General features: G+C 33.1%; 17 protein-coding genes. 6 read left to right on the top strand and 11 right to left on the bottom strand.

The window, feature by feature from the left end; translation table 11 throughout:
* Nucleotides 1-55: 55 nt before the first annotated feature.
* From BN999_RS14875 to BN999_RS14915, 9 genes are all read right to left on the bottom strand, one after another.
* Complete coding sequence (locus tag BN999_RS14875) at nucleotides 56-2,755, bottom strand: glycosyltransferase (RefSeq protein WP_096272594.1); 2,700 nt, start codon at nucleotides 2,753-2,755, stop codon at nucleotides 56-58.
* Nucleotides 2,756-2,760: 5 nt separating this feature from the next.
* Complete coding sequence (locus tag BN999_RS14880; protein ID WP_096272595.1) at nucleotides 2,761-3,720, bottom strand: class I SAM-dependent methyltransferase; 960 nt, start codon at nucleotides 3,718-3,720, stop codon at nucleotides 2,761-2,763.
* Nucleotides 3,721-3,737: 17 nt separating this feature from the next.
* Nucleotides 3,738-4,997 (bottom strand): accessory Sec system protein Asp2, encoded by a 1,260-nt coding sequence (locus tag BN999_RS14885; RefSeq protein ID WP_096272596.1) that lies wholly within the window; start codon nucleotides 4,995-4,997, stop codon nucleotides 3,738-3,740.
* 18 nt (nucleotides 4,998-5,015) lie between these two features.
* Nucleotides 5,016-5,930 carry an ABC transporter ATP-binding protein gene (locus BN999_RS14890; protein WP_096272597.1) on the bottom strand — a complete coding sequence of 305 codons (915 nt, stop codon included), beginning with the start codon at nucleotides 5,928-5,930 and terminating at the stop codon, nucleotides 5,016-5,018.
* A 20-nt stretch (nucleotides 5,931-5,950) separates the two neighbouring features.
* On the bottom strand, nucleotides 5,951-6,775 hold the full coding sequence (locus BN999_RS14895) for an ABC transporter permease (RefSeq protein ID WP_096272598.1): 825 nt from the start codon (nucleotides 6,773-6,775) through the stop codon (nucleotides 5,951-5,953).
* A 23-nt stretch (nucleotides 6,776-6,798) separates the two neighbouring features.
* Complete coding sequence (locus BN999_RS14900) at nucleotides 6,799-8,055, bottom strand: nucleotide sugar dehydrogenase (RefSeq protein ID WP_096272599.1); 1,257 nt, start codon at nucleotides 8,053-8,055, stop codon at nucleotides 6,799-6,801.
* Nucleotides 8,056-8,082: 27 nt separating this feature from the next.
* Nucleotides 8,083-9,363: a glycosyltransferase gene (locus BN999_RS14905; RefSeq protein ID WP_255247488.1), complete on the bottom strand. Its 1,281-nt coding sequence runs from the start codon at nucleotides 9,361-9,363 to the stop codon at nucleotides 8,083-8,085.
* Nucleotides 9,364-9,377: 14 nt separating this feature from the next.
* The gene (locus BN999_RS14910; RefSeq protein ID WP_096272600.1) at nucleotides 9,378-10,580 is read right to left on the bottom strand and encodes a glycosyltransferase family 4 protein; all 1,203 of its coding nucleotides are present in this window, start codon (nucleotides 10,578-10,580) and stop codon (nucleotides 9,378-9,380) included.
* A gap of 237 nt (nucleotides 10,581-10,817) precedes the next feature.
* Entirely contained in the window at nucleotides 10,818-11,903 is a 1,086-nt protein-coding gene (locus tag BN999_RS14915; protein WP_096272601.1) for a glycosyltransferase family 4 protein, read from the bottom strand.
* A 142-nt stretch (nucleotides 11,904-12,045) separates the two neighbouring features.
* Between BN999_RS14915 and BN999_RS14920 the strand changes: the two genes are divergently transcribed.
* From BN999_RS14920 to BN999_RS14930, 3 genes are all read left to right on the top strand, one after another.
* Complete coding sequence (locus BN999_RS14920) at nucleotides 12,046-12,597, top strand: sigma-70 family RNA polymerase sigma factor (RefSeq protein WP_176481995.1); 552 nt, start codon at nucleotides 12,046-12,048, stop codon at nucleotides 12,595-12,597.
* Complete coding sequence (locus tag BN999_RS14925) at nucleotides 12,590-13,876, top strand: hypothetical protein (RefSeq protein WP_096272603.1); 1,287 nt, start codon at nucleotides 12,590-12,592, stop codon at nucleotides 13,874-13,876. Before BN999_RS14920 ends, BN999_RS14925 begins: the two co-directional genes overlap by 8 nt.
* 462 nt (nucleotides 13,877-14,338) lie before the next feature.
* Complete coding sequence (locus BN999_RS14930; protein ID WP_176481996.1) at nucleotides 14,339-14,749, top strand: hypothetical protein; 411 nt, start codon at nucleotides 14,339-14,341, stop codon at nucleotides 14,747-14,749.
* A gap of 220 nt (nucleotides 14,750-14,969) precedes the next feature.
* On the opposite strand, the gene BN999_RS14935 is transcribed toward BN999_RS14930, so the two are convergent.
* Complete coding sequence (locus BN999_RS14935) at nucleotides 14,970-15,665, bottom strand: glycerophosphodiester phosphodiesterase (protein WP_096272605.1); 696 nt, start codon at nucleotides 15,663-15,665, stop codon at nucleotides 14,970-14,972.
* A 242-nt stretch (nucleotides 15,666-15,907) separates the two neighbouring features.
* Here BN999_RS14935 and BN999_RS14940 point away from each other — a divergent pair, with 242 nt between their 5' ends.
* A complete protein-coding gene (locus BN999_RS14940) occupies nucleotides 15,908-16,519 on the top strand; it encodes a hypothetical protein (RefSeq protein ID WP_096272606.1) in 612 nt (203 codons plus the stop codon).
* Between the two features lie 188 nt (nucleotides 16,520-16,707).
* Here the strand turns inward: BN999_RS14940 and BN999_RS14945 are convergent, their stop codons facing one another.
* Nucleotides 16,708-19,800: a S8 family serine peptidase gene (locus BN999_RS14945; RefSeq protein ID WP_096272607.1), complete on the bottom strand. Its 3,093-nt coding sequence runs from the start codon at nucleotides 19,798-19,800 to the stop codon at nucleotides 16,708-16,710.
* Nucleotides 19,801-20,176: 376 nt separating this feature from the next.
* Between BN999_RS14945 and BN999_RS14950 the strand changes: the two genes are divergently transcribed.
* Both BN999_RS14950 and BN999_RS14955 read left to right on the top strand, forming a co-directional pair.
* Nucleotides 20,177-20,584, top strand: a complete 408-nt coding sequence (locus BN999_RS14950) for a hypothetical protein (RefSeq protein WP_096272608.1) — start codon at nucleotides 20,177-20,179, stop codon at nucleotides 20,582-20,584.
* A 32-nt stretch (nucleotides 20,585-20,616) separates the two neighbouring features.
* On the top strand, nucleotides 20,617-20,802 hold the full coding sequence (locus tag BN999_RS14955) for a hypothetical protein (RefSeq protein WP_096272609.1): 186 nt from the start codon (nucleotides 20,617-20,619) through the stop codon (nucleotides 20,800-20,802).
* Nucleotides 20,803-20,846: the final 44 nt, after the last annotated feature.

A 20,846-nucleotide genomic window follows, 5' to 3' on the forward strand; every position in this document is an offset into this window, starting at 1 on the left:
TTTTTAATAATCATCTTCTTTTTATATATTTAGTTAATATCATTATGGATTACATTTAATCGGCAAACAATTCTTCACAGTATGTTCTAAACTCAATATATTCTTCTTTATTCATACATACAACAAACTTTTCAATTTCCTTACTTTTATCTACCAAATAAGGTTCATATATTTTATAAATATCTAACAATAGACCAAGACTTTCTTTTAATGAACTTTCTTCGATCAATGGAACTCTTTTGAAGTACCAATTTTTAAAGTAATAATTAAAACGATCTTTCATATATAGATTTAATATATCATTATTATTTAAAAACTCGTACCTAGCTCTCTCTAACTTAAGATACTTTTCAAAAAATCTTTTCGAAATAGTATTTGTTACAGAATTTGAGACATCTGCATAATAGATATGGATATCTAGGTCCATTATCTTTATTTTATTTGAATTAATTAGTAGCTCCTGGAAGAATAAAGTATCCTGTCCTGCTGCATTTTCTACCATTTTTAAGTTATGTCTTAAAATAAGATCTTTTTTAACGAGTAATGCTTGTATACTTTGCGCTCTTAAGGCAGTATTTAGTAGCAACTGTTTAGGATCGTCTATAATATCGCTTTTGCTCCACTTGTATGCATAATAATAGTAGTTTAAGCGCGTATTTTTATTATCTAGCCTAATTATATTTCCGACAGCTAAATCAAGCGTAGAATCGTTTTCTAATTCATTAAGTAGTAATGCATAGCCATCATTGATTGCCTCATTATCAGGATCTAGGTAAGTAATATACTGTCCAGTAGCTAGTTCAATTCCTTTATTCCTTGGGCGAGAAGCACTACCACTTCCATTATCGTCATACTGATAAAGTTTTACATTATTATAATTTGAATTTAATCTCTCGAGAATTATTTTAGTTTCTTCAGAAGTAGATCCATCATCAACTAAAATAATCTCCATCTTGTTAAACACACTACTTCTTTTAAGGCTTTTAAAGCACTTATTCTCAAGATATACACCATTATTATAAACAGGTACAATTACAGAAAGTTTATATTCTTCCTCTGACTGCAAGACGATAGATTCGTTACCTTGTTGCTCATCATACTCAAAATGATCAACAACAAAACCATTCTTCCCGTTATCAAGTTGGTTAGAAATAAAATCATTATAAGAATAGGAATTTGTCCAGAACATAGTATTATATTTATTTTCTACCTTATCTTGATAATTAAAAGAATCAGAGTTAATATCTTTTCCTTTAGAAACATAATCACTATCTGTATATTTAAACCCATTTATAAGGTCATTTAGATAATAATGATGATATCTGGTTTTATCACTGAAGAAAGTTACAAAGTCAAATTTAGATAAAGTATCTTCAGTAAAATCATTTTTAGAAACAATATTTTTATTAGACATAGCCTGTTTACTAAAGGAATCTGCAACTATTTCATTTATTTCATCAACAACTACTAAGACATTTCTTTCTGGAATTTCATAGTTTAATCCAATTATATTAAAGATGTACTGTAGTCTATGATAAGATGTTTCATGATTCATAATTTGTCTAATACCATGAACTTGATGGTTGTAACGTTCTTCAGCAGTTCCACTATTAAGTATTTCCCCAACTTCAAATTTATTAGTTACCGTGAAGACATTCTGGAATTTATTGTTAATTGCAGGACTATAATTAGAAATAATAATGTTACCAAGAGCTTGTAATTCAAATACTCTATTTGCAATCATAGTAGGGCTAGTAATAACAGAATTTAAATTTATTGCCCAATTATATAACTTATGTAACTTTTGAACATAATTGTGAGGTACTGCTGGAGAAATATATTTTAAGTACTGCTCCGGAAAGTAGTATTCGGGTATGTTTAAATTAAAGTTACGATCTAAAATTTTCAAACCGTTACCCGATTCAATAATGCCATCAAATATCATTTGCGTGTCTTTTTGACGATGTGGATACTTCGAATACCAAGAACCAGCAAATAAAGCATCGTTATTTTTCTCAAATAAATTCATCCCAATTGGATTATGGTATAAGGGATTTGCTGAAAATTCAATCAAATGGACATTAGCGTGTCCACATTCCTTCTTATATTGAGGAATTTTTTCTTCTGCTGTAGTAAAGATGTAATCACATTTTTGTGCAATTCCAATAAACCTGTCAAAATTAACAGGATCTTCTTTGTTATAAAAAACAACAGGAATATTATTTTTTCTAAACTCTTGTATAACTCTATCAAGAATCTCTCTTTTACTAGAATTTACAGTTCCAAGTCCTCGCCATTCATTCTGAAGACCTTTCCATGTTGAGGCGATTATTAATACATCAGTATTATTCGAATAATCACTATAATTCTCAGGTGTAATATAATGTAAGTTAGTAATACCAGAAAAGGCATTAAATAAGAATTCATCTGAAATAATTGCTACTTCCTTCTCAACTTTCCCAAAATATCTAGATCCATTACTATTCGGTATACTATCTAATTTGCCCTTTATATTTTGAAAGAAACCGTAGTCACACAACTCTTCTTTTAGCAATAAGTACCTTTTTTTATCACTAATAGACTGATTAGTATTATTTGAGTTTGAATTTTGTAATTGTCGCAAGAAATAATTCCAGGTTAAATCTCTTTTTACTAGCTTGTCCAGTAAATCTTTTTCTTTTAATATTTCATTTGCAAGTTGTCTTTGAGATCGTTGAATCTCTTTCAGTCTTTTATCTATTCTAGATTTATCCAATGGAATTACCCCCTACTTTTTTTCCATTGCCAATACTTAAGTGTAATTTGTCCCAATTTTGATTTCTTTAAGGCATTATATCTATTATTCATTACCTTTAGTTCATTTAAAGCTCTAGACTCGTTATTCTGTTGTTCTATTAACTTCCTTTTATATATTAAGACTTTCATTTTCTCTTCTTCTAATTCTTCATGCAATTTTTTTATCTTATCATGGCCAGCTTCGTCCATATCGCCAACTGCGTCCATTGATTCAATTTTAGAGTTATTATCTTTACCATCAATGATTTTTTTTAATTTTAATATTTCATTAATATTTTTTCTCTCAATTTCCTCGAATATTTCTTCCATTTCTTCAATAATATTAATAGAGATATGATCTGTTTCAATATTCGTTTGAGATTCTTCCTTTTTATAAACTGCTCCTACCCATTTCCCAAAGAACTTAACTTTCTTTAGATTGACTCCAAAGTTGCTAAATTTAACTAATGAACTTAAATAATATGTTTTTTTATGATCAAAATAATCATTTACACCAAAAGGAACTGTAATTATTAAAAGTCCATTTTCATGGAGAAACTTTGTTGCTTTATTTATAAACCGAGCAGTATCAGTAATATGTTCTAATATTTCTCCCATTATGATTACATCAAACTTTTCATCAGACTCAAAATCAGAGAAGTTTAGATTCAGAAATTTAACATGTTTTTTAGTTCCATCTTCTTCCTTTGAAAGTTGGTTGTTAGCATAATCTATTGCACTCTTATTAATATCAATACCTGTAACGTCTTTTCCTTCTCTTCCCAATAGGATAGAAATCAACCCTTGTGAACAACCAACATCTAATATTCTATCTCCACTTGCTTTTTCTAAGATCCAATGAACACGACTTCTTACTTTAAAGCCAAACTCCTTCCCATATTCATAATAGTAGGCCTGGTTTAACTTATCTAGATTTTTCTTCATGTACCATCCATCCTTATTTATTTTATTTCAATAATTTCAGATTGATTTACTAACTTCTCCTTATTAGGTAGTAAAATAAAATACTTAATAAAGTACTTACCAGGTCCCTTTACTTCAAAAGAAAGTTTACTTTCTACTTGATACATTATCTTAGTTTCAATCTTTCCATTCTTATATATATAATATGCAAATTTCAATCTCCTGTTAGACTCTAAATTTAAGTTAAAAGTTATTGTTTTGTTATTATGTACTATATTGGGATTAACGAGCTCTCCTCTTTCATCCAATAAAAACTTACCTAAATTCTCAGTATAAACATCTTTTTTTTCACTTTTAACTTTATAAAATAAATCCACCATGGTTGGATATTTAAAAGTATTTTTTATCTTAAACTTCACTATTTTAGTAAAATTGATTACATCTATTATTTTGTCCTTTATTTTTACTTCTATAACTGAATTATATTGGATAGGAAACTTAGTTGTATCTTCTAAAATAAATTGTCCTTCAGATACTGATAAATTGTTTTTATTGTAGTTAATGCCAAACAATAACTCCAATACATTAGTAACTAGAAATTCAGGAAACTTTATTGCTATTTCATTATGATTCTTTATGTCATTATCAACTATCAAGTTGAAAGGATGGTCACTCTGTTCAAGAAGTTTTACAAATGGTACTGTATGTTTGTTATGTAATGTATCATTCTCACTAGAGAGAATCTTAATGGTAGTAGCCTTATTATTCATCCCTAAAGCATTATAAATAACTTTATTAAGTAATTGAATATTATCCTTATTCGTTCTATCTCCCAACATATAGTCAGCTGTATTATCATGAATATTCATTACATAGTCAGCAATTAACGTTTGTGGAGCTCCAGTAATAATGGAACCAAAATTATACTTTAATCCGTAATATAAAGCTGCGCTTCCACCTTTAGAACTTCCAGCAGTTATTACGTGTTCATTAGCTATAGTCAACTCACGTTTAATTTTATTAATAAGTTCAATGACAGATTTTTCAAAGTCAAAGCTCATTGCCTCTCCTAAATAATAGGAACCACGAGGTCCATCACTATCTAGAATAAATAGTTTATTACAGTCAATTTGCCTTAATGTTCTTATATAATTATATTTATAAGGTGGAACAGACTTTGCAGTTGCAAAGCCAGAGAACACAATAACTAGATAGTCTGTATTGTGTTCTCCTTTTTCAAGCACATAACTAACTTCTTTTCCACCGTTTGGGTTAAATGTTAATTCTTTAAAATCCACCAAACTCACCCTTGCTATTTAATATCCTAATACTATTAAGGAACCGAAAATTAAGGTTAATCCAATTAGAAAAGTATTTGTCAACAACTCAGATATCTTTACACTCTTTTTAACATTTCCTACTTGCTTTTGGTTTTCATGGTTAATTTGTTGCCCAAGCATTTTTGTTTTATATAATTTTTTCTCTTCGCTTGACATTTTGTTAAAAGAAGAAATAAAGGCTTGATATTCTTTTTGAACCTCCGTAGAACTTCCAAACATTTTAAGCTCACCATAATGTATCCATATTGCCTTTTCACAAAATGATTTCACTTGTGAAGCAGAATGACTAATGAAAAAGATAGTCTTTCCTCTCTTTTTAAATTCATTCATTTTTTCCAAACTTCGTTGTGCAAAAGTAGAATCTCCTACTGAAAGAGCTTCATCAATAACTAGGATATCAGGGTCTGTATGAACAGAAATAGAGAATCCTAATCTAGAACGCATACCACTAGAATAATTTTTTACTGGCTGTTTAATATAATCACCAATATCTGCGAATTCAATAATATCGGGCGTAAGAGCTTCTATTTCGTCATCTTTTAAGCCATGCATCATACATTTCAACTTAATATTTTCTAGACCAGTTAAGTTATTATTTAAACCAGCTGATATAGCAATTAGTGAAGTCTGACCATTTATTATTATTTCACCTTTTGTAGGAGGTATTACTTGAGCTAGCATATTAGATATAGTCGATTTTCCTGATCCATTTAGCCCAACAATACCAATACTTTCTCCTTCATATACTTTAAACGACACATCTCGTACAGCCATAAATTCTTTACGTTCTTTTCTCTTATTTAGCGAGAACAACTCTAATAATTTTTCATGTTGTTTAGCATACATATTAAAGGTTTTATATACATTTTTAAACTCCACTTTAGCTTTCATAATTAATACCCCTTTTAGGATTATAGATAATCAACAAAGTTCTTCCTGAATTTCAGATGTACTCCTGCTCCTATGAATAAGAATGTAAGGGTTAGAGCCCAAAAGTAGCATAAATATAATGGGTCTTCAAAAAACCACTCTCTTGCTAAAAAGGAATCCCTGACCCCTTCAATAATATAATAAATTGGGTTTAACTGAAGTATATTTGATACCCAATCTGGAACCTTTTTACTTAACGGATCCCATAATATGGGTGACAGGTACAATAACATTCTAATCATAGATTGTAATAACATTTGAAAATCTCTAATTAAAGTGGCCAAAGTTGAACTAAATAAGGTGAATGCAAATAAAAACGCAATTAGACAAAAAATATAATATATTAATTGGACTAAATATAAAGTTGGGAAGAATCCATATATCATTAAAATAAAAATCAATAATAATAATAAAATTATAAAATTAAAACTATTACTAACTATTTTTACAGTTGGTAACAAACTAACCGGGAAATTCATTTTTGAAACTAGATTTACTTTTTGATAGACACTATTTGAACCTTGTATAATGGATGGACTAATAAAAAACCAAGGGATTAGTCCCATTAACATCCATAGGAAAAAGGGGATTTCCCCAACAGATGTATCTACTGGATCCCCTCCCCTAATACCTAGTCCAAATACAAACCAATAAATGGCAATTTGAATAGCTGGATTCAACACCTGCCATAAAGTACCTAAATAATGAAGTTGATAAGCACTTTTCACATCAAATAAGGCCATTCGTAATATCAAATCTTTATGTTTAATTTGTTCCATAATTATTTCTTTTACATTTTTAAACATATATTAGCTTCCTTTGTTAGGATTTAAACATATTTATATAAGGTACCATAATTAATATAAGTTAAGTTATCCGCTACATTTTTTACTACGTTCTTCGTATCGAACACCTGTCTGACATTCATCTTATCAAAATGTTCACTGTTTAAGTTTTTAAATTCATTATGATCGCTTAAAACCAATACTAAATCAGAACCTGTTAAAGCCTTTTCTAAATCTTGCTCCACAAAGCTTAATTTAACATGTGGGTCATAAGCAACTACATCATATTCAGATCGTTTATTCAACTCTTCATAAATATCCATAGCTGGACTTTCGCGAATATCATCTACATTTCCTTTATACGTTAAACCAAATACAGTGATTTTCTTGCCATTATATTTAGACAATAGTTTCTCTACATTTTGAATTACATATTCAGGCATAGACTTATTGACTTCACGGGATAACTTAATAATTTTTGCTTGCTCTGGTGCTTTTGCAATAATGAAATATGGATCAACAGCTAAACAATGACCGCCGACACCTGGTCCAGGAGTGTGTAAGTTTACACGTGGGTGCTTATTAGCCATCTCGATAACTTCTAAGGCATTAATTCCTAGTTCATTACATACTTTTGTTAGTTCATTCGCTAGTGCAATATTTACATCACGGAATGTATTCTCCATAAGTTTAGACATTTCAGCTGTTCTTGCATCTGTTTTAATTAATTCACCTTCTACAAATGTCGCATATACTTCTGCACCTTTGTCTGTACACTGTGGTGTTACCCCACCCACAATACGGTTATTGTGAATAAGCTCATGCATAATTTGACCAGGAAGTACGCGTTCTGGACAATGAACTAAGAATATGTCTTCACCAATAGTAAATCCAGCTTCTTCAAGTCTTGGTTTTACATGATCATCCATTGTTCTAGGCGCAATTGTAGATTCTACAATGACAACATTCCCTTTTTCCAAAAATGGAATGACGTTTTCTGTTGCTTGCTTTACAAATGATAAATCGCAAGATAGGTATTCATCGTCATTGTTAGGAGTTGGAACAGCGATAATAAAAACATCTGCTTTTTCTGGCTCTAATGAAGCACGGAATTTACCTTTCTTAATTGCCTTTTCTAAGGCTTCTTGTAAACCAGGTTCTTCAATATGAATTTTACCACTATTTAACATATCAACAGCTTCTTTTTTTACGTCGACACCAATCACATCTACATCGTAATTTGCAAACATAATTGAAGTAGGCAATCCTATATATCCTAATCCAACAGTACATAATTTCATTAAGTATTCCTTCTTTCTTGTAAGTAATTAATATTTTTTGTAAACCTCTAATAAATTGTTTTGTTCCCTTTCCCAATTATACTTTATTCGAGCTTTTTTGCAATTAGCGCTAAATTTATCTCGCATCTCTGGATTATCGATTAAGTAATTAACACCCCTTGCAATATCAGATGGTTCGTGAGGGTCTACAATTACACCAACTTCTCCATCCTCAACTGCACGCTTAATTTCGGGGAAATTACAAGCAACTACAGGAACTTCATTCATCATATATTCAAATAATTTATTTGAAGATGCTGACCAATGGTTAAAGTTTATATTATTTAGCACCTGAAAACCAAGATAAGCGTTTTTGGTATATTTCGGTAAATCTCTTACTGGTACTTTAGGGATGAATCTAATCTTGTCTTCTAACTTGCGCTCTTTCACCATATTAATGAGTTTTTCTTTTATCTTTCCATCCCCAATAAATACTAGTGTCCCCTCTTTAAACAATGGGTATGCTTCGACCAATTTTTCTAAACCTCGCCCAGCTTGAATTCCGCCCTGATAGAGCAGAATCTTTTCATCAGACGAAATGTTAAGTATACTGTGTAAATCAACCTTCTCATCTGTTTGTTGTATTTCTAACGATGGATAGTTATGCAATACATGTGGATAGAAACCATATAGCTCTTCATTATATTTTGCCCTTGTATCGTTCTCTACTATCATGCTATCCATACGATTGATAAAGAACTGTTCAAATCTTTTGTACCAGGGACTATCATACCCTGTTCTACTAGTTTGCACTTCATGTGAGTCATATATTAATGGTTTTTTCTTGAAGCGCCACTTTGCACTGATATACCCTTGTGGCATTGTATTTAAATCGTTAGAATGATAAATATCATAATTACCTCGATGTCCTTTTATTATCATTCGTAAAATAAGTGCCCCTCTAATCCATATAACGCGAACTTTAGTCTTTAATAACAAAGCCGTTAATGCTGTTATTACGATTGTAATCCATGGCAAAAAGTATACTAAGATACCCCATATGGCTAAAAATGGAATTATTGGCCATCGTTTACCAACAACAAATCGATACAATCCTTGAAGCAATATTAATAAAGTTGGATAACGTTTCATTCTAAACACTCGGAAGTGCTCATTTATTTCCTCATATTGCGAAATTGTAGGATCATTAGGATCGTCAATACATATTAATTCTACATCATATCCATTCTGAGATAATGTTGTGCATTCCCTCAACACCCTGGCATCATTGGTAAAATGATTCCAGACAAACATCCCTACACGCTTCATACTAGTTCCCTCATTTACTTCTTAATTATGTCAATTAATCTGTATATATTTTTTTCCCATAGGAATTCTTTTTCAATTAAGCTTTCACAGTGATAAACCAATTCTTCAAGCTTATTACTATTCATTCTCAAATCTGAGATTATAGTAACTATTTCATGTACATCTTCACTCTCAACCGCATACCCAACACGATTATCCATTATAAGCTTCGCTGCAGTACCTTTAACACCGGCAACTACTGGTGTTTTGCAACTTATGTAATCAACTATCTTACCAGGTAAGACTGTTGAGAATACCTCTTCATTATTCAAGAAAGCAATTGCTACATGGCATCCTCTGATAAGTTCTAGACTCTTCTTTCTTGTTGTTGGCTGATGAAGATGAACTTGGGTAAAATTGTTCTGTTTAATATATTCTTCAAACTCTTTAGCCCTAACACCATAACCAATCACATCAAAGGTAATATTCTTATCATTTAATAGCTTTGCAGCTAATTTAAGCCTGTCTATATCTTGTGCCAATCCCAGATTACCGGTGTAAACAACTTTAAAATCATCCATATCTTTTTGTGTCCAATCTTTTAACTCATACTGCCTTGGACCATTTGGAAGATATATGATAGGTCTATCATTTTTACCAAGTTTATTTTGAATATGTTCTCGGAATCCAGTACTATTGATTATGATGGAATCTGCTTTACGGTACATTCTTTTTTCTAACCACCGAAAAACTCCGATAATTACGCTTGAATCAAATGCTTTAACTCCCGTCAAACTATCCGGCCATAAATCTCTTACTTCTAATATCAATTTGTTTCTAAATATAAGTTTCCCAATAAATGCAGAAAAAACAATAAATATCGGCGGCGTGCTCACTAAAATATAATCGTACTTGTTCTTTCTTAGTTTCCATAGCATGACTAAAAATCGAAACATTATTTCTAAATAGAAAAAGAGTCGATTAAATTTGTGGTTTGAAAGATTATTATTTTTTATGGCTACACGAAAAATATTATCCTTATTATTGTTTAACTGTTTATCATCCCAAAACTCTTTATCTCTATACAAGTTCTTATTAGGATAGGCTGGTTCTGTAGTTAGAACATCTGTCTCAATATCATGCTCATTTAATAATTGAAAGATATTTTTCATTCTATTTCCAGCACTTCCGATAACAGGATAAAAATTTTGCGTCATGATTAGTACTTTCTTTGGCATCTAAAACGCTCCTACCTGTTTAAGGTAACATCCTATATTTTAACACAATAATACATTTTACGATAAAAGAATCCACATTACAATTATGTAAATTGTATTACAATAACTTTAAAATGAATTTTCCACTAATAAAGAGCCTGCTATTACAAGAAAACACCAATAAAAAAACACCTTTTTCGTTTGTCGAAAACTGGTGTTTTCAAATCAGAGGTATTCAATATAATATTGCACTTTAAGTTATTGTTGCCTCTGCTCTTTTATTTTTCGCTTGAAAACTTTTCCAAATAGACTAAGAACTGGGCGCTTTCCACCCAATACTAAACCTGCCATCTCTGCTAAAAGATGTAGCAAAATTAGTAGAATGATAACAATGAATAGATTGGTCGATATAGAAGCATTTGAGAAAATAATTGCTAAAGTCCCAAATACTGCACTAATTCCATATAGAATTAATACAGATTTCCGGTGGCTATATCCAGCAGATAATAGTTGATAATGAATATGTTTATTGTCCGGCTTCATAATATTTTGTTTATTAATTGATCTTCTTAGAATTGCAAATAAAGTATCAAAAATAGGGACAGCAAGTACAATAATAGGTATTATAAAGCTAAATAAAGCAATATTCTTAAACAACCCTAGAATGGAAATTACAGCAATCATATACCCTAAGAAATTGGAACCAGTATCCCCCATATAAATCTTTGCAGGATAAAAATTATGATATAGGAATCCAAGATTTGCCCCGATTAGAACAATACAAAAATACGCTGCTAGGATTTGCATATCAGAAATTGCCATTACAAAGAGACTAATTAGAGCTATAGTAGATACACCATTTGCCAATCCATCTAAACCATCTATTAAATTAATTGCATTAGTGATTCCAACTACCCAGATTACAGTTACCAATACACTTAGAAAACCTAGCTCTACTTGTCCTATGAGCGGTAAAGTAATTCTTTCAATAATGAGACCACCTGAAATTAGAAAAGATGTTGCTATTAATTGACCAGTTAACTTAGCAACTGGACGCAAAGTAAATTTATCATCTAAAGCACCTGTTATAACGATAATAACAGCACCAATAACGATTTCAAATAAATATTCATGATGAGGTTGTAAATAAAGAGCACCTAAAAAAGTTCCAAAGAATATCGCAAGACCACCAAGTCTTGGTGTGACTTTTTTGTGTATTTTACGGCTATTCGGTAAATCAAGTGCTCCAATTTTATACGCGAGTTTTTTCACAGGATAAGTCAACACAAGTGACGATACTAAAGCAATGATGAATGCAATCCCTAAGTCTAGATAGTTAATCATGGCATTCTCCCTAATTTAATAATTACTATTAGATGCATTATATCGAATAACCACTTACACATGCAACATTATGTTTCTTTGTGTAATTTATGCGTCCATTTAATGTTTGCCGTCGTCTAATCATATGAAAGGGGGGAACGATTTGAATTATCAAGGAATTCAACAGTTAGATAATGAATCACATGAAGAAATAATTAATAATTTAATAATCTCACATGGCGATGAATTAAAACGGATGGCATTTCTTTATCTAAATGATTTAGCACAAGCAGAAGATATTGTTCAAGAAGTGTTCATCTCTGTCTATAAAAACCTTCATAAGTTTAATCATAAATCCACCTACAAAACATGGTTATATCGAATCACTATTAATAAGTGTAAAGATTATCAAAAGAAGTGGAGCTACAAGAATATTTTATACAGAGCACACAATAGCTCAAGTAACACAAATTTACAAAACTCTGTTCAAGATGATTACGAACTTAGACAAGAACAAGAGGAAATACTTCAAGCAATTTCAAAGCTTCCAGCAAAATATAAAGAACTACTAATATTTTACTATTATAAAGATATGTCAATTAAAGAAATAAGCGAAATTACAGGTGTTAAAATCAATACATTAAAATCTAGGATAACTAGAGGAAGGCATATGCTAAAGGTTGAACTAGAAAGGAGGGGGATTCAATATGAATAAATTTGACCGCCACGTAAAACAAAATGTCCGAGGATATTTGGAAGAAAATATAAGCATCAGTGAAAGAGAACTTAGCAGTATTCACCAAAAGATTCAAAATAGAAGAAGATCCTTTAATTTTGCATATATATCTGCGTTTACTGTTTTATCTATTATTTTATTTATCTCTATCTTACCATTCATTCAGCATAAACAAAACTTGGAATTCAGTCCAGTTCCTTATTCCACAAAGCATGCAGAAGAAAAAGAACAACCAGTAGAAAGAAACATAAACAACACTGAAGATGAACCTCCACTAAAAGAAGTAGAAATAGAACAAGAGGAAATTGGTGAAGAGAATATAGAAACAGAAGCTGAAAAAGAAGCTAAATTTCTAGAGCTTCTAGTTAAATATAACAAACTTAGAGATTACAAGATTGAGTATAATCATAGTGAAGTACTCGAGCTAGACAAATCAACTGGATATAACGTCGGGTATAAAATAATTGGATATAAAACATTACAAGAGTTTTCATCTCAGTTTTCTGACTTCGCCACAACTAATGCCGTGTCCAAAATGTTTCATCCACTTTTCGAAAACGATGAAGGACTTTATCTAGTTGCAACTGAACACTATAGATATTTATTTGAAGTAGACGAAAATTATGAGTTAACGAAAATAGCCGAAAATAAATATCAAATTACACAAACTACACAATCTGACCTAGGTGACCATGTGTTTTTTAATCTTTGGTTTGAGTTTACTAAAATTGACGGAAAATGGTTGATAACAGATTGGGATAGTTCAGAAGAGATTACTTACGAACCCGAACCAGAGATAGAACCAGAGATAATTAGTAGCATTTTGTATACTCTAGGTGAGTATAATCTTATGAGTCATAGTTATTTTGAAACCTCAGATGACATGGTAACCTTAAAGAATGGAAAAAAAGCATTTAAAGTTAGAGATTTTTATACTGAATTTGATTTTTACAATCAGTTCCATTTATCTGTTTCTAAAGATGTTGCAGAAAATATATGGAAGGAATATATACTAGAGCAAGATGGAGAAATCTATATCTTACCAAGTAAGTATAAATATTATTATCCTATATTTGATATAGACTATGGTTACGAAATTAAGGAGCTTGAAAAGGGGAAATATCAAGTCACACAAAGCTATTCAAATACCTATTATTCCGAAATAGAAGATGCTATTTACAATTTAAGTTTTGTGATTGAAAATATTAATGACTTCTATGTTATAACTGGCTTTACTTACTCAATAGAAAATAATTAAATAATAACTACTAAAATAACCGATAATCTATATTATCGGTTATTTTAGATATTTTGTCTTAACATTCATTAATACCCTAGTATTATAAAATTCCTCTCATTGGAAAATCTAATAATTACTAATAACAATAGGACTAATTGCTCTGTCCGCTTGTTCAGATAAAGCAGAAGTCATAAACCAATTAAAAATGGATGCAGAGCAACATGAAGAATTAGGAAAACGTCAGGAAGCAATTTTAATTTATGAAAAAGTATTAAATATGGAGAAAGATCCAGAGGTAAAGAAAGATTACAGAAATTAAAATCTGAACAGGATTAAAAAAGAGTGACAATCTTATCCCTCCCCCACTAATACCTCACTAATTTCCGAGTTTTAGTTTAATATTATTCCAAATCACTTGTTTTACTTCTAACCTATAGTTCCTAGAAACTACTTAACTTAACATTAGTCCAATTTCTGCCGATGTACCAATTAGAACGTGGGATATATTTTATCAAGAAAACATTACAACAAATTAAGGAGAACTATAACATGTTCAACAGCCGACTAGCCAAAAAAGACTACCTATTTCGCCGAACATTCTTCATGATCTCAGACGAAGAACTTGTTGAATTAGTCGCATTACTAGTGGAACCAAATCAATTCACCTACACAGAACTGCATGAGAGTAGCGATACAATAGCAACCGTATCAAGAGAAATGCATATCGCAGCACTTCCACGTAGGAAGGCAAAACTAATACTACATAATAAATACCTTATCGAACAACACCCTATTAACCACTATCAATTCAACTATCTAGTAAGTAGTTACAAGGAAAATCTACTTGATGTAACACATGAATTACTTAATCTCGTCAAAAAGGGCCGATAACATAGAAGTTTCGTTGTCGGCTAATAATCTCCTCTTTATCTCCATTAATATAAAAACAACCGACACCACACATGGCATCGGCTGCAAACTAAATTCTCACATACTCTTCTCGACGAAATTTCTTCAAAACAGTGTAAATCATTAAAGGAAAAAGCATCAAATAAACCATTAATTTCATGTAAGACTTTCTCTTTTTCTTCATCCCTAACAATCCTCTCTCTTATGAAAATACTGTTTTATATCTCTCCAACTCATCAGTCGTAACCAAAATAGAAGGATACTGCTTTATACTTTTCATTTGTTCCACTGTATTTACTGTCCAAACAACCAGTTGTATACCCAATTCATCACATTTTTTAATATGCTTCTTTTTGACAGAAGAATATTTCACCGCAAAATACTCAGCATCTAGCTTTTTAATCAGTCGATAATGTGTCGGAAGTATCCTATTAACGAGTGGACCAATCTTTATCTCATCTGATATGCCTCGTAGTATTCGCAAGGAACGATGATCAAAGGAAATAACATATACCTGATTCACCATGTTGAGTCCTTTGATTACCTCATAGACCTTCTGCTCAATCTCCGGATAAAGGTTTGGATTCTTTAATTCGATAGATACAACAATCTGGTCTTTTGCTAGTTGCAGTGCTTCTTCTAATGTAGGAATTCTTTCACCTGGTGGGATTGTAAATTGTTTCAGTTCCCCTAATGTAAGTTTGCGTATTTCACCATTTCCATCTGTCATTCGGTCAATCGTATGGTCGTGCATCACAACGGGAATACCATCCTTACTCATATGCACATCAAGCTCCATATGCGAAAAACCTAGATTAATCGCTGCTTGAAAGGATGATAATGTATTTTCTGGGTAGTTTACTGGATAACCACGATGGGCAATGCCTCGAATCGTCATCTTAATCCTCTTCCTCCCTTAACCTACATGTTATACCTCTACACCTTACAGTATAAAGCCCCAATGTTAACTAGATATTAGGTAAGTGTGAAGTAATTGTAAAACAAAAATAATAGGTATATCCCTCACCACATAGGAAATCCTGAAATTATTAATAAAATTTGTTATGTTCGACAACATTCTCAATTGAGAACGATTATAATACTTATAGACCATACTTTTTTAGAGAAAGGAGGTACAAAATGAAGAAAAAAATACTGATCGCTGCACTGGCAGGTGTTGTATGTTTAGGCACCCTGCAACTCGTACCAGTTATCGCAGGCGAAAAGCACGACAACACGTCACCGAATAAAAAATCTTATACATCCACAAATGAATTACGAGCCGATCGAGATATTAGCTTGAATAACGACCGAATTACATCGTTAGCCAAGGAATATGGTATTTCATTAGAAGGTAAAGACTTAGAAACGGTCCAAGAGGAATTACGTAATGCCTTAATTAATGCCAAAGCAAGTGAATTAGGGATCTCTACTGAGGGTAAAAGCGTTGAAGAGTTGATAAGTGAATTTAAAGTAGCAACTGGTGAGGATTTTGAATCGCAAGGTGAGGATAACTCTATTGCTACGGATATTAATGAATATCGGATGAAACTTGGGAATCGAAGTGAAGTACTGAAAGATAAAGCAAAGGAATTAGGAATTGAATTAGATAAAAAGGATCCGAACGCTATTCAGCAAGAAGTCTTAGAGAAAATGATTAAAGAAAAAGCTGCGGAATTAGGTATTTCAACCGAAGGCAAAGACATTGATTCATTAAAGGAAGAATTAAAGAAAAATATGGACCCGAGGTAGGTAGTGTGTTAGCTAGCTACATAGAAATAGTAGAGCATCTCTCATGAGGTTCTCTACTATTTTTTTGCCTGAATCTCTTTCGTAAAAGGATTAAGTTATCAGTGCTCATTTCTATTAGCAAGCTCCCCTTCAAGAATAGGAAAAATCCGCACCACTCTTAGAAGTGGTACGGATTTATTCTTCATTCATTATCTTATCTTATCAAATTTACCTTTTCCATTCCCTTGTGGACCCATTACTACGGAATAAGAAACGTTTCCAGCATAGTCAACAGTCGTTACTTCAACTACTGAACTTGGGTGAACATTTCTTAATAGATGAGTAGTTTCGCCTTCAGGAACTTCAACCAGCTCACCATTTACTTCAATCGTAAATTCTTTAATTCCGCTTCCTTGTCCATCACGTACCATAATTAACGCTTCACGCTTACCACGTTGAATCACAGAACGGACAGATGGAGCAAGTGTATCGACTAATACAGGGACTTCAATGGATTGTGCTTCTGCACCTTCGTAGTCAATTACCCCTACAGCTTGAAGTTGGTATTCGCCATCACTTGCGACCTTACCATCAATTGTTCCATCCCACATCCAGTCAGATGAAACCTTGTAGTGAGAACCATATCCACTGTCATAGTAGTCCTTACGTAGGTATTCTTCTGTCGCGATTGTTTCTACGACATTACCATCTGCATCTAGAACATTAAAGGAAACTTCCTTCACGTTTCTTAAGAAGGATAGAAGTAATCCTGCATCGTCTAGTGTACCATCTCCATTAGGTGAGAATGCTAGTTTAGATGGATCTTCACTAACATAATCAAAGTTACCTTCACCAAGAGAAGTTACCACACCGGATACTTCATAGAAGCTTGTACCACTCCAGAATGGAGTATCAAATATTGGAGCATCATCCCACTCACCCTTAAATCCTACATATGGAACAACTAGTTCAGGATTTGTGTCAGTTGGATCTGTTAATTTTACAAAACCTTCTAACCAGTAACCATTAGTAAAGATAGAACTTAAATCTGCATCCCAATCACTAACATCGATAGTTACTTCAAATGATGCAGAACCATTAGCCGGTACTTCCACCGTACTAACTGCTTCACCATTTACAGTTGCTACTGCACCAAGATCAAGTGCACCGAATAAATTAGGTGCTGTAACGGTCACACCAGCATTTACTGGCGTATCTGTTTGTGCATTTGCACTTACTTCATAGCTTACCGCTTCATCTGTGAAGTTTTCCGCTGTTAATTCGAATGTTACTTGGTTTTCGCTTACTTCTTTCAGTGCTACTTTTGATTCACCAGTTTGAGAATCTGTCACAATGACTGGAGTAGATAGTGCAGCATGTAGTTGCATTAGGCCAGCACCTTGACGACGAGGTGATACATTCGCACCATCAAATTCAACAACTTTAGATGTGTTCATTAATAGTTTCTTCGCTAATTCCACACGGTCTCTTCCTTCTAGACCGAATTCAGAATCAACACGTTCCATTACTAATGCACTACCACCAGAAACGTGTGGAGCAGCCATAGACGTACCATTTTTCGAACCATATCCACCGTTATTTAGTGTAGAGTAGATTTGTCCACCAGGAGCAGTGATTTCTGGTTTGAAATCAAGGTTTTGTGTGACACCCCAAGAGGTGAAAGCACTCATTTTACCAGCTTCTGCATTTGGAACTGCTGTTTTTCCACCAGTAAATGTTACCGATGCAGCTTGTCCATCTAATAACGCAGCTGCAAGAGCATCCCCATCTGTTTTTCCTAGGAATAATTGTGGAATCACAATAGCAGGGTCAGACGCCATGTTGATCATACCATCTGTATTGTTATACACAATTACACCACTAGCACCTGCAGCTTGTGCATTTAATGCTTTCGTTACGAAATCTAATTCACCACGTTGAACGAGGGCAAATTTACCTTCTACTTCTTTTCCTTCATAATCTTCTGGATGACCTAATCCAGCTTCTACTAATTCAAAAGTAGTTCCAGTTGTTGGAGCAACTGCACCCGCAGACATAAATCCTGCAGAAGCTGCTTCTCCTCCGTCAATCGAATAATCAAGCTCATCCACTGAGGTATGAGAGTTTTCAAATGATGCTACTTGTAAGGAATCATAAGAAACACCCGGAGAACCAACTACTCCATAATCTGGGTTAGATGCATATGGGTAGAAGAACCCGTCTCCATACATAGCAGAGTTACCAGCTGAAATAGCCATCATAACACCGTTATCCACGGCACGTGATACCGCTACTTGGTCTGGAGATTCATGATTTACGAAACCAGCCGGAGCACCTAAACTCATGTTTAATACATCCGCACCTAACTTAATCGCATCATCAATTGCTGCTACATAAATATCACTGTATGTACCACCATTTGCAGGATCATTACTGAATACTTTTAAGTTCAAAATTTGAGCTTCTGGCGCTACACCAGTAATCCCGCCATTATCTGTATCACCGTTTGCACCAACTGTACCAGCTACGTGCATTCCGTGAGCACCTGAGCTACCGTTAAAGTCAGTATACTCATGGTTTTGGTCATAGTAGTTATATCCATAAGGAACTTTTTCTGTATAATAAACGCCAGGTAATCCTTCAGTAGAAATCACTGAATTGACCTCAGCTTCTGTTAACGCAACCTCAGTTTCCTCTGAGATTAAGAAATCTTGGTGATTGTGGTCTACACCAGAGTCAATAACCCCGATTACCATTCCTTCACCTTTAAAGCCATATTCGTTCCAAGCAAGTTGTGCCTCAACTAATTCTTTTGAGTACTCCATGTCTGGCTCTGCGATTGGCTTTTCATATAATGTAGAAATAACTACATTTTTTACGTTAGGAAGCTTTTCGATTTTCTCAATATCACCGTATTTAACTTCCGCACTAAATCCGTTCATAACTGCATCAAATTCTTGAAGGTATTTAGCATTGATCTTCTTATCCTTCATTGCTTGTTTTGCAGCTTTTTTCTTTGCTTTTGCTTCATTTAGAAGCTTTTTCTTTTCCGATACACTTAAATCGCCAAACTTAACCCCTTTTTTCGTTGCCTTCTCAATTGGGGCATCACCGTCTATTTCCACCGTGACACGTACTACCTCATCAGCATCATATGCTTTGATGGCTTCTTCCGAAAGGGTTTCTTTCTTCAGATCGGTTCTATTAACGACGATATTTCCCGGTGTCGCATACGCAAAGGTACTAAACGCTAATAGAAAAATTAATGATAATACCGAAGTTCTTTTCAATAGCTTGCGCATTTCCTTCCTCCTTTATAAGTTTGACTAGTTAGATTTAAGTCTTTGGTCTCTATTACTCTATTAGACTAAAAACTTAGATAATTATAATGATAGATTTTTCTCAAAACTTAGACAAGGTGCGAAGGTCGTAGTTAGATATAATTATAAATTATTATGATTTCTACAAAAAATAGTAATTTTCTGCAATATACTACATATTAATATGGGTAATTATGCCTAAAATCGACTAATTTATTGGTGTTATTTCCTTTAATAGAGGGCTGAATCTAAAGGATATGATTGAATAAGTAGGACTTCTTTCAAGTTGAGTGAGGGAAATAGTTATGCTAAGATACCCATGAGCAATCTAAAATTTTCCAAAATGAGGTGAATTATCATGAGTAGTACATACTATTTTGCATTCGCATCCTTACTAGCAGTCATTTCAATTCTATTAGTCTTTAAAGTTAACGTTGAAAAACTCAAAGAAAACCCTAAAGAAGTTGGTCAAATACAGACTAAATTTTTCATTGGAGTAGCAATCGCAGAAGCAATCCCTATCATCCTAGTCGTCTTTGGATTAATGGATCTGACAGCCGTATCCTCCATGGAAGAATTGTACATACCAGGATTAATCGTCATCTTATCCCTAGTATTTGCACCATTCTTCGTCTTCCTTCAGAAATCAGTAGGTGTACCGGAAGATGCTAAGCAAGTTGTGAATACTTTTTCATTTATTGGGATGGCAATGGCAAACGCTATTCCGTTTATTTCGTTGGTTGGGTTGATTATGATGTTGCCTTAGGGTAGAAGCCTTCCTGTTGTGGGGAGGTTTTTTTGTTTGGTTTATGGCATGGGTGCTGCTGTGACTTGGGTTGGGAGTATGATTTTGGTTATTGGGCACATGGGGACTTGGAGTGGGAGCAAGGTCTTGGTGTTTGGGTACATGATATCGAGGAGTGGGAGCATACTCTTGGTCAGTGGGCACATGATGTCGAGGAGTGGGAGCATACTCTTGGATAGTGGGCACATGATGTCGAGGAATGGGTCCATGCTCTTGGTCAATG

The sequence above is a fragment of the Paucisalibacillus globulus genome (assembly GCF_900184735.1).
Lineage (GTDB): Bacteria > Bacillota > Bacilli > Bacillales > Amphibacillaceae > Ornithinibacillus > Ornithinibacillus globulus_B.

Bases quoted from the DNA above. Each gene is read 5' to 3' on its own strand.
- BN999_RS14905 (WP_255247488.1), bottom strand. From the start codon at position 9,363: ATGAAGCGTGTAGGGATGTTTGTCTGGAATCATTTTACCAATGATGCC.
- BN999_RS14945 (WP_096272607.1), bottom strand. From the start codon at position 19,800: ATGCGCAAGCTATTGAAAAGAACTTCGGTATTATCATTAATTTTTCTA.
- BN999_RS14915 (WP_096272601.1), bottom strand. From the start codon at position 11,903: ATGATTAACTATCTAGACTTAGGGATTGCATTCATCATTGCTTTAGTA.
- BN999_RS14950 (WP_096272608.1), top strand. From the start codon at position 20,177: ATGAGTAGTACATACTATTTTGCATTCGCATCCTTACTAGCAGTCATT.
- BN999_RS14890 (WP_096272597.1), bottom strand. From the start codon at position 5,930: ATGAAAGCTAAAGTGGAGTTTAAAAATGTATATAAAACCTTTAATATG.
- BN999_RS14925 (WP_096272603.1), top strand. From the start codon at position 12,590: ATGAATAAATTTGACCGCCACGTAAAACAAAATGTCCGAGGATATTTG.
- BN999_RS14940 (WP_096272606.1), top strand. From the start codon at position 15,908: ATGAAGAAAAAAATACTGATCGCTGCACTGGCAGGTGTTGTATGTTTA.
- BN999_RS14910 (WP_096272600.1), bottom strand. From the start codon at position 10,580: ATGCCAAAGAAAGTACTAATCATGACGCAAAATTTTTATCCTGTTATC.
- BN999_RS14900 (WP_096272599.1), bottom strand. From the start codon at position 8,055: ATGAAATTATGTACTGTTGGATTAGGATATATAGGATTGCCTACTTCA.
- BN999_RS14930 (WP_176481996.1), top strand. From the start codon at position 14,339: ATGTACCAATTAGAACGTGGGATATATTTTATCAAGAAAACATTACAA.
- BN999_RS14895 (WP_096272598.1), bottom strand. From the start codon at position 6,775: ATGTTTAAAAATGTAAAAGAAATAATTATGGAACAAATTAAACATAAA.
- BN999_RS14935 (WP_096272605.1), bottom strand. From the start codon at position 15,665: ATGACGATTCGAGGCATTGCCCATCGTGGTTATCCAGTAAACTACCCA.
- BN999_RS14880 (WP_096272595.1), bottom strand. From the start codon at position 3,720: ATGAAGAAAAATCTAGATAAGTTAAACCAGGCCTACTATTATGAATAT.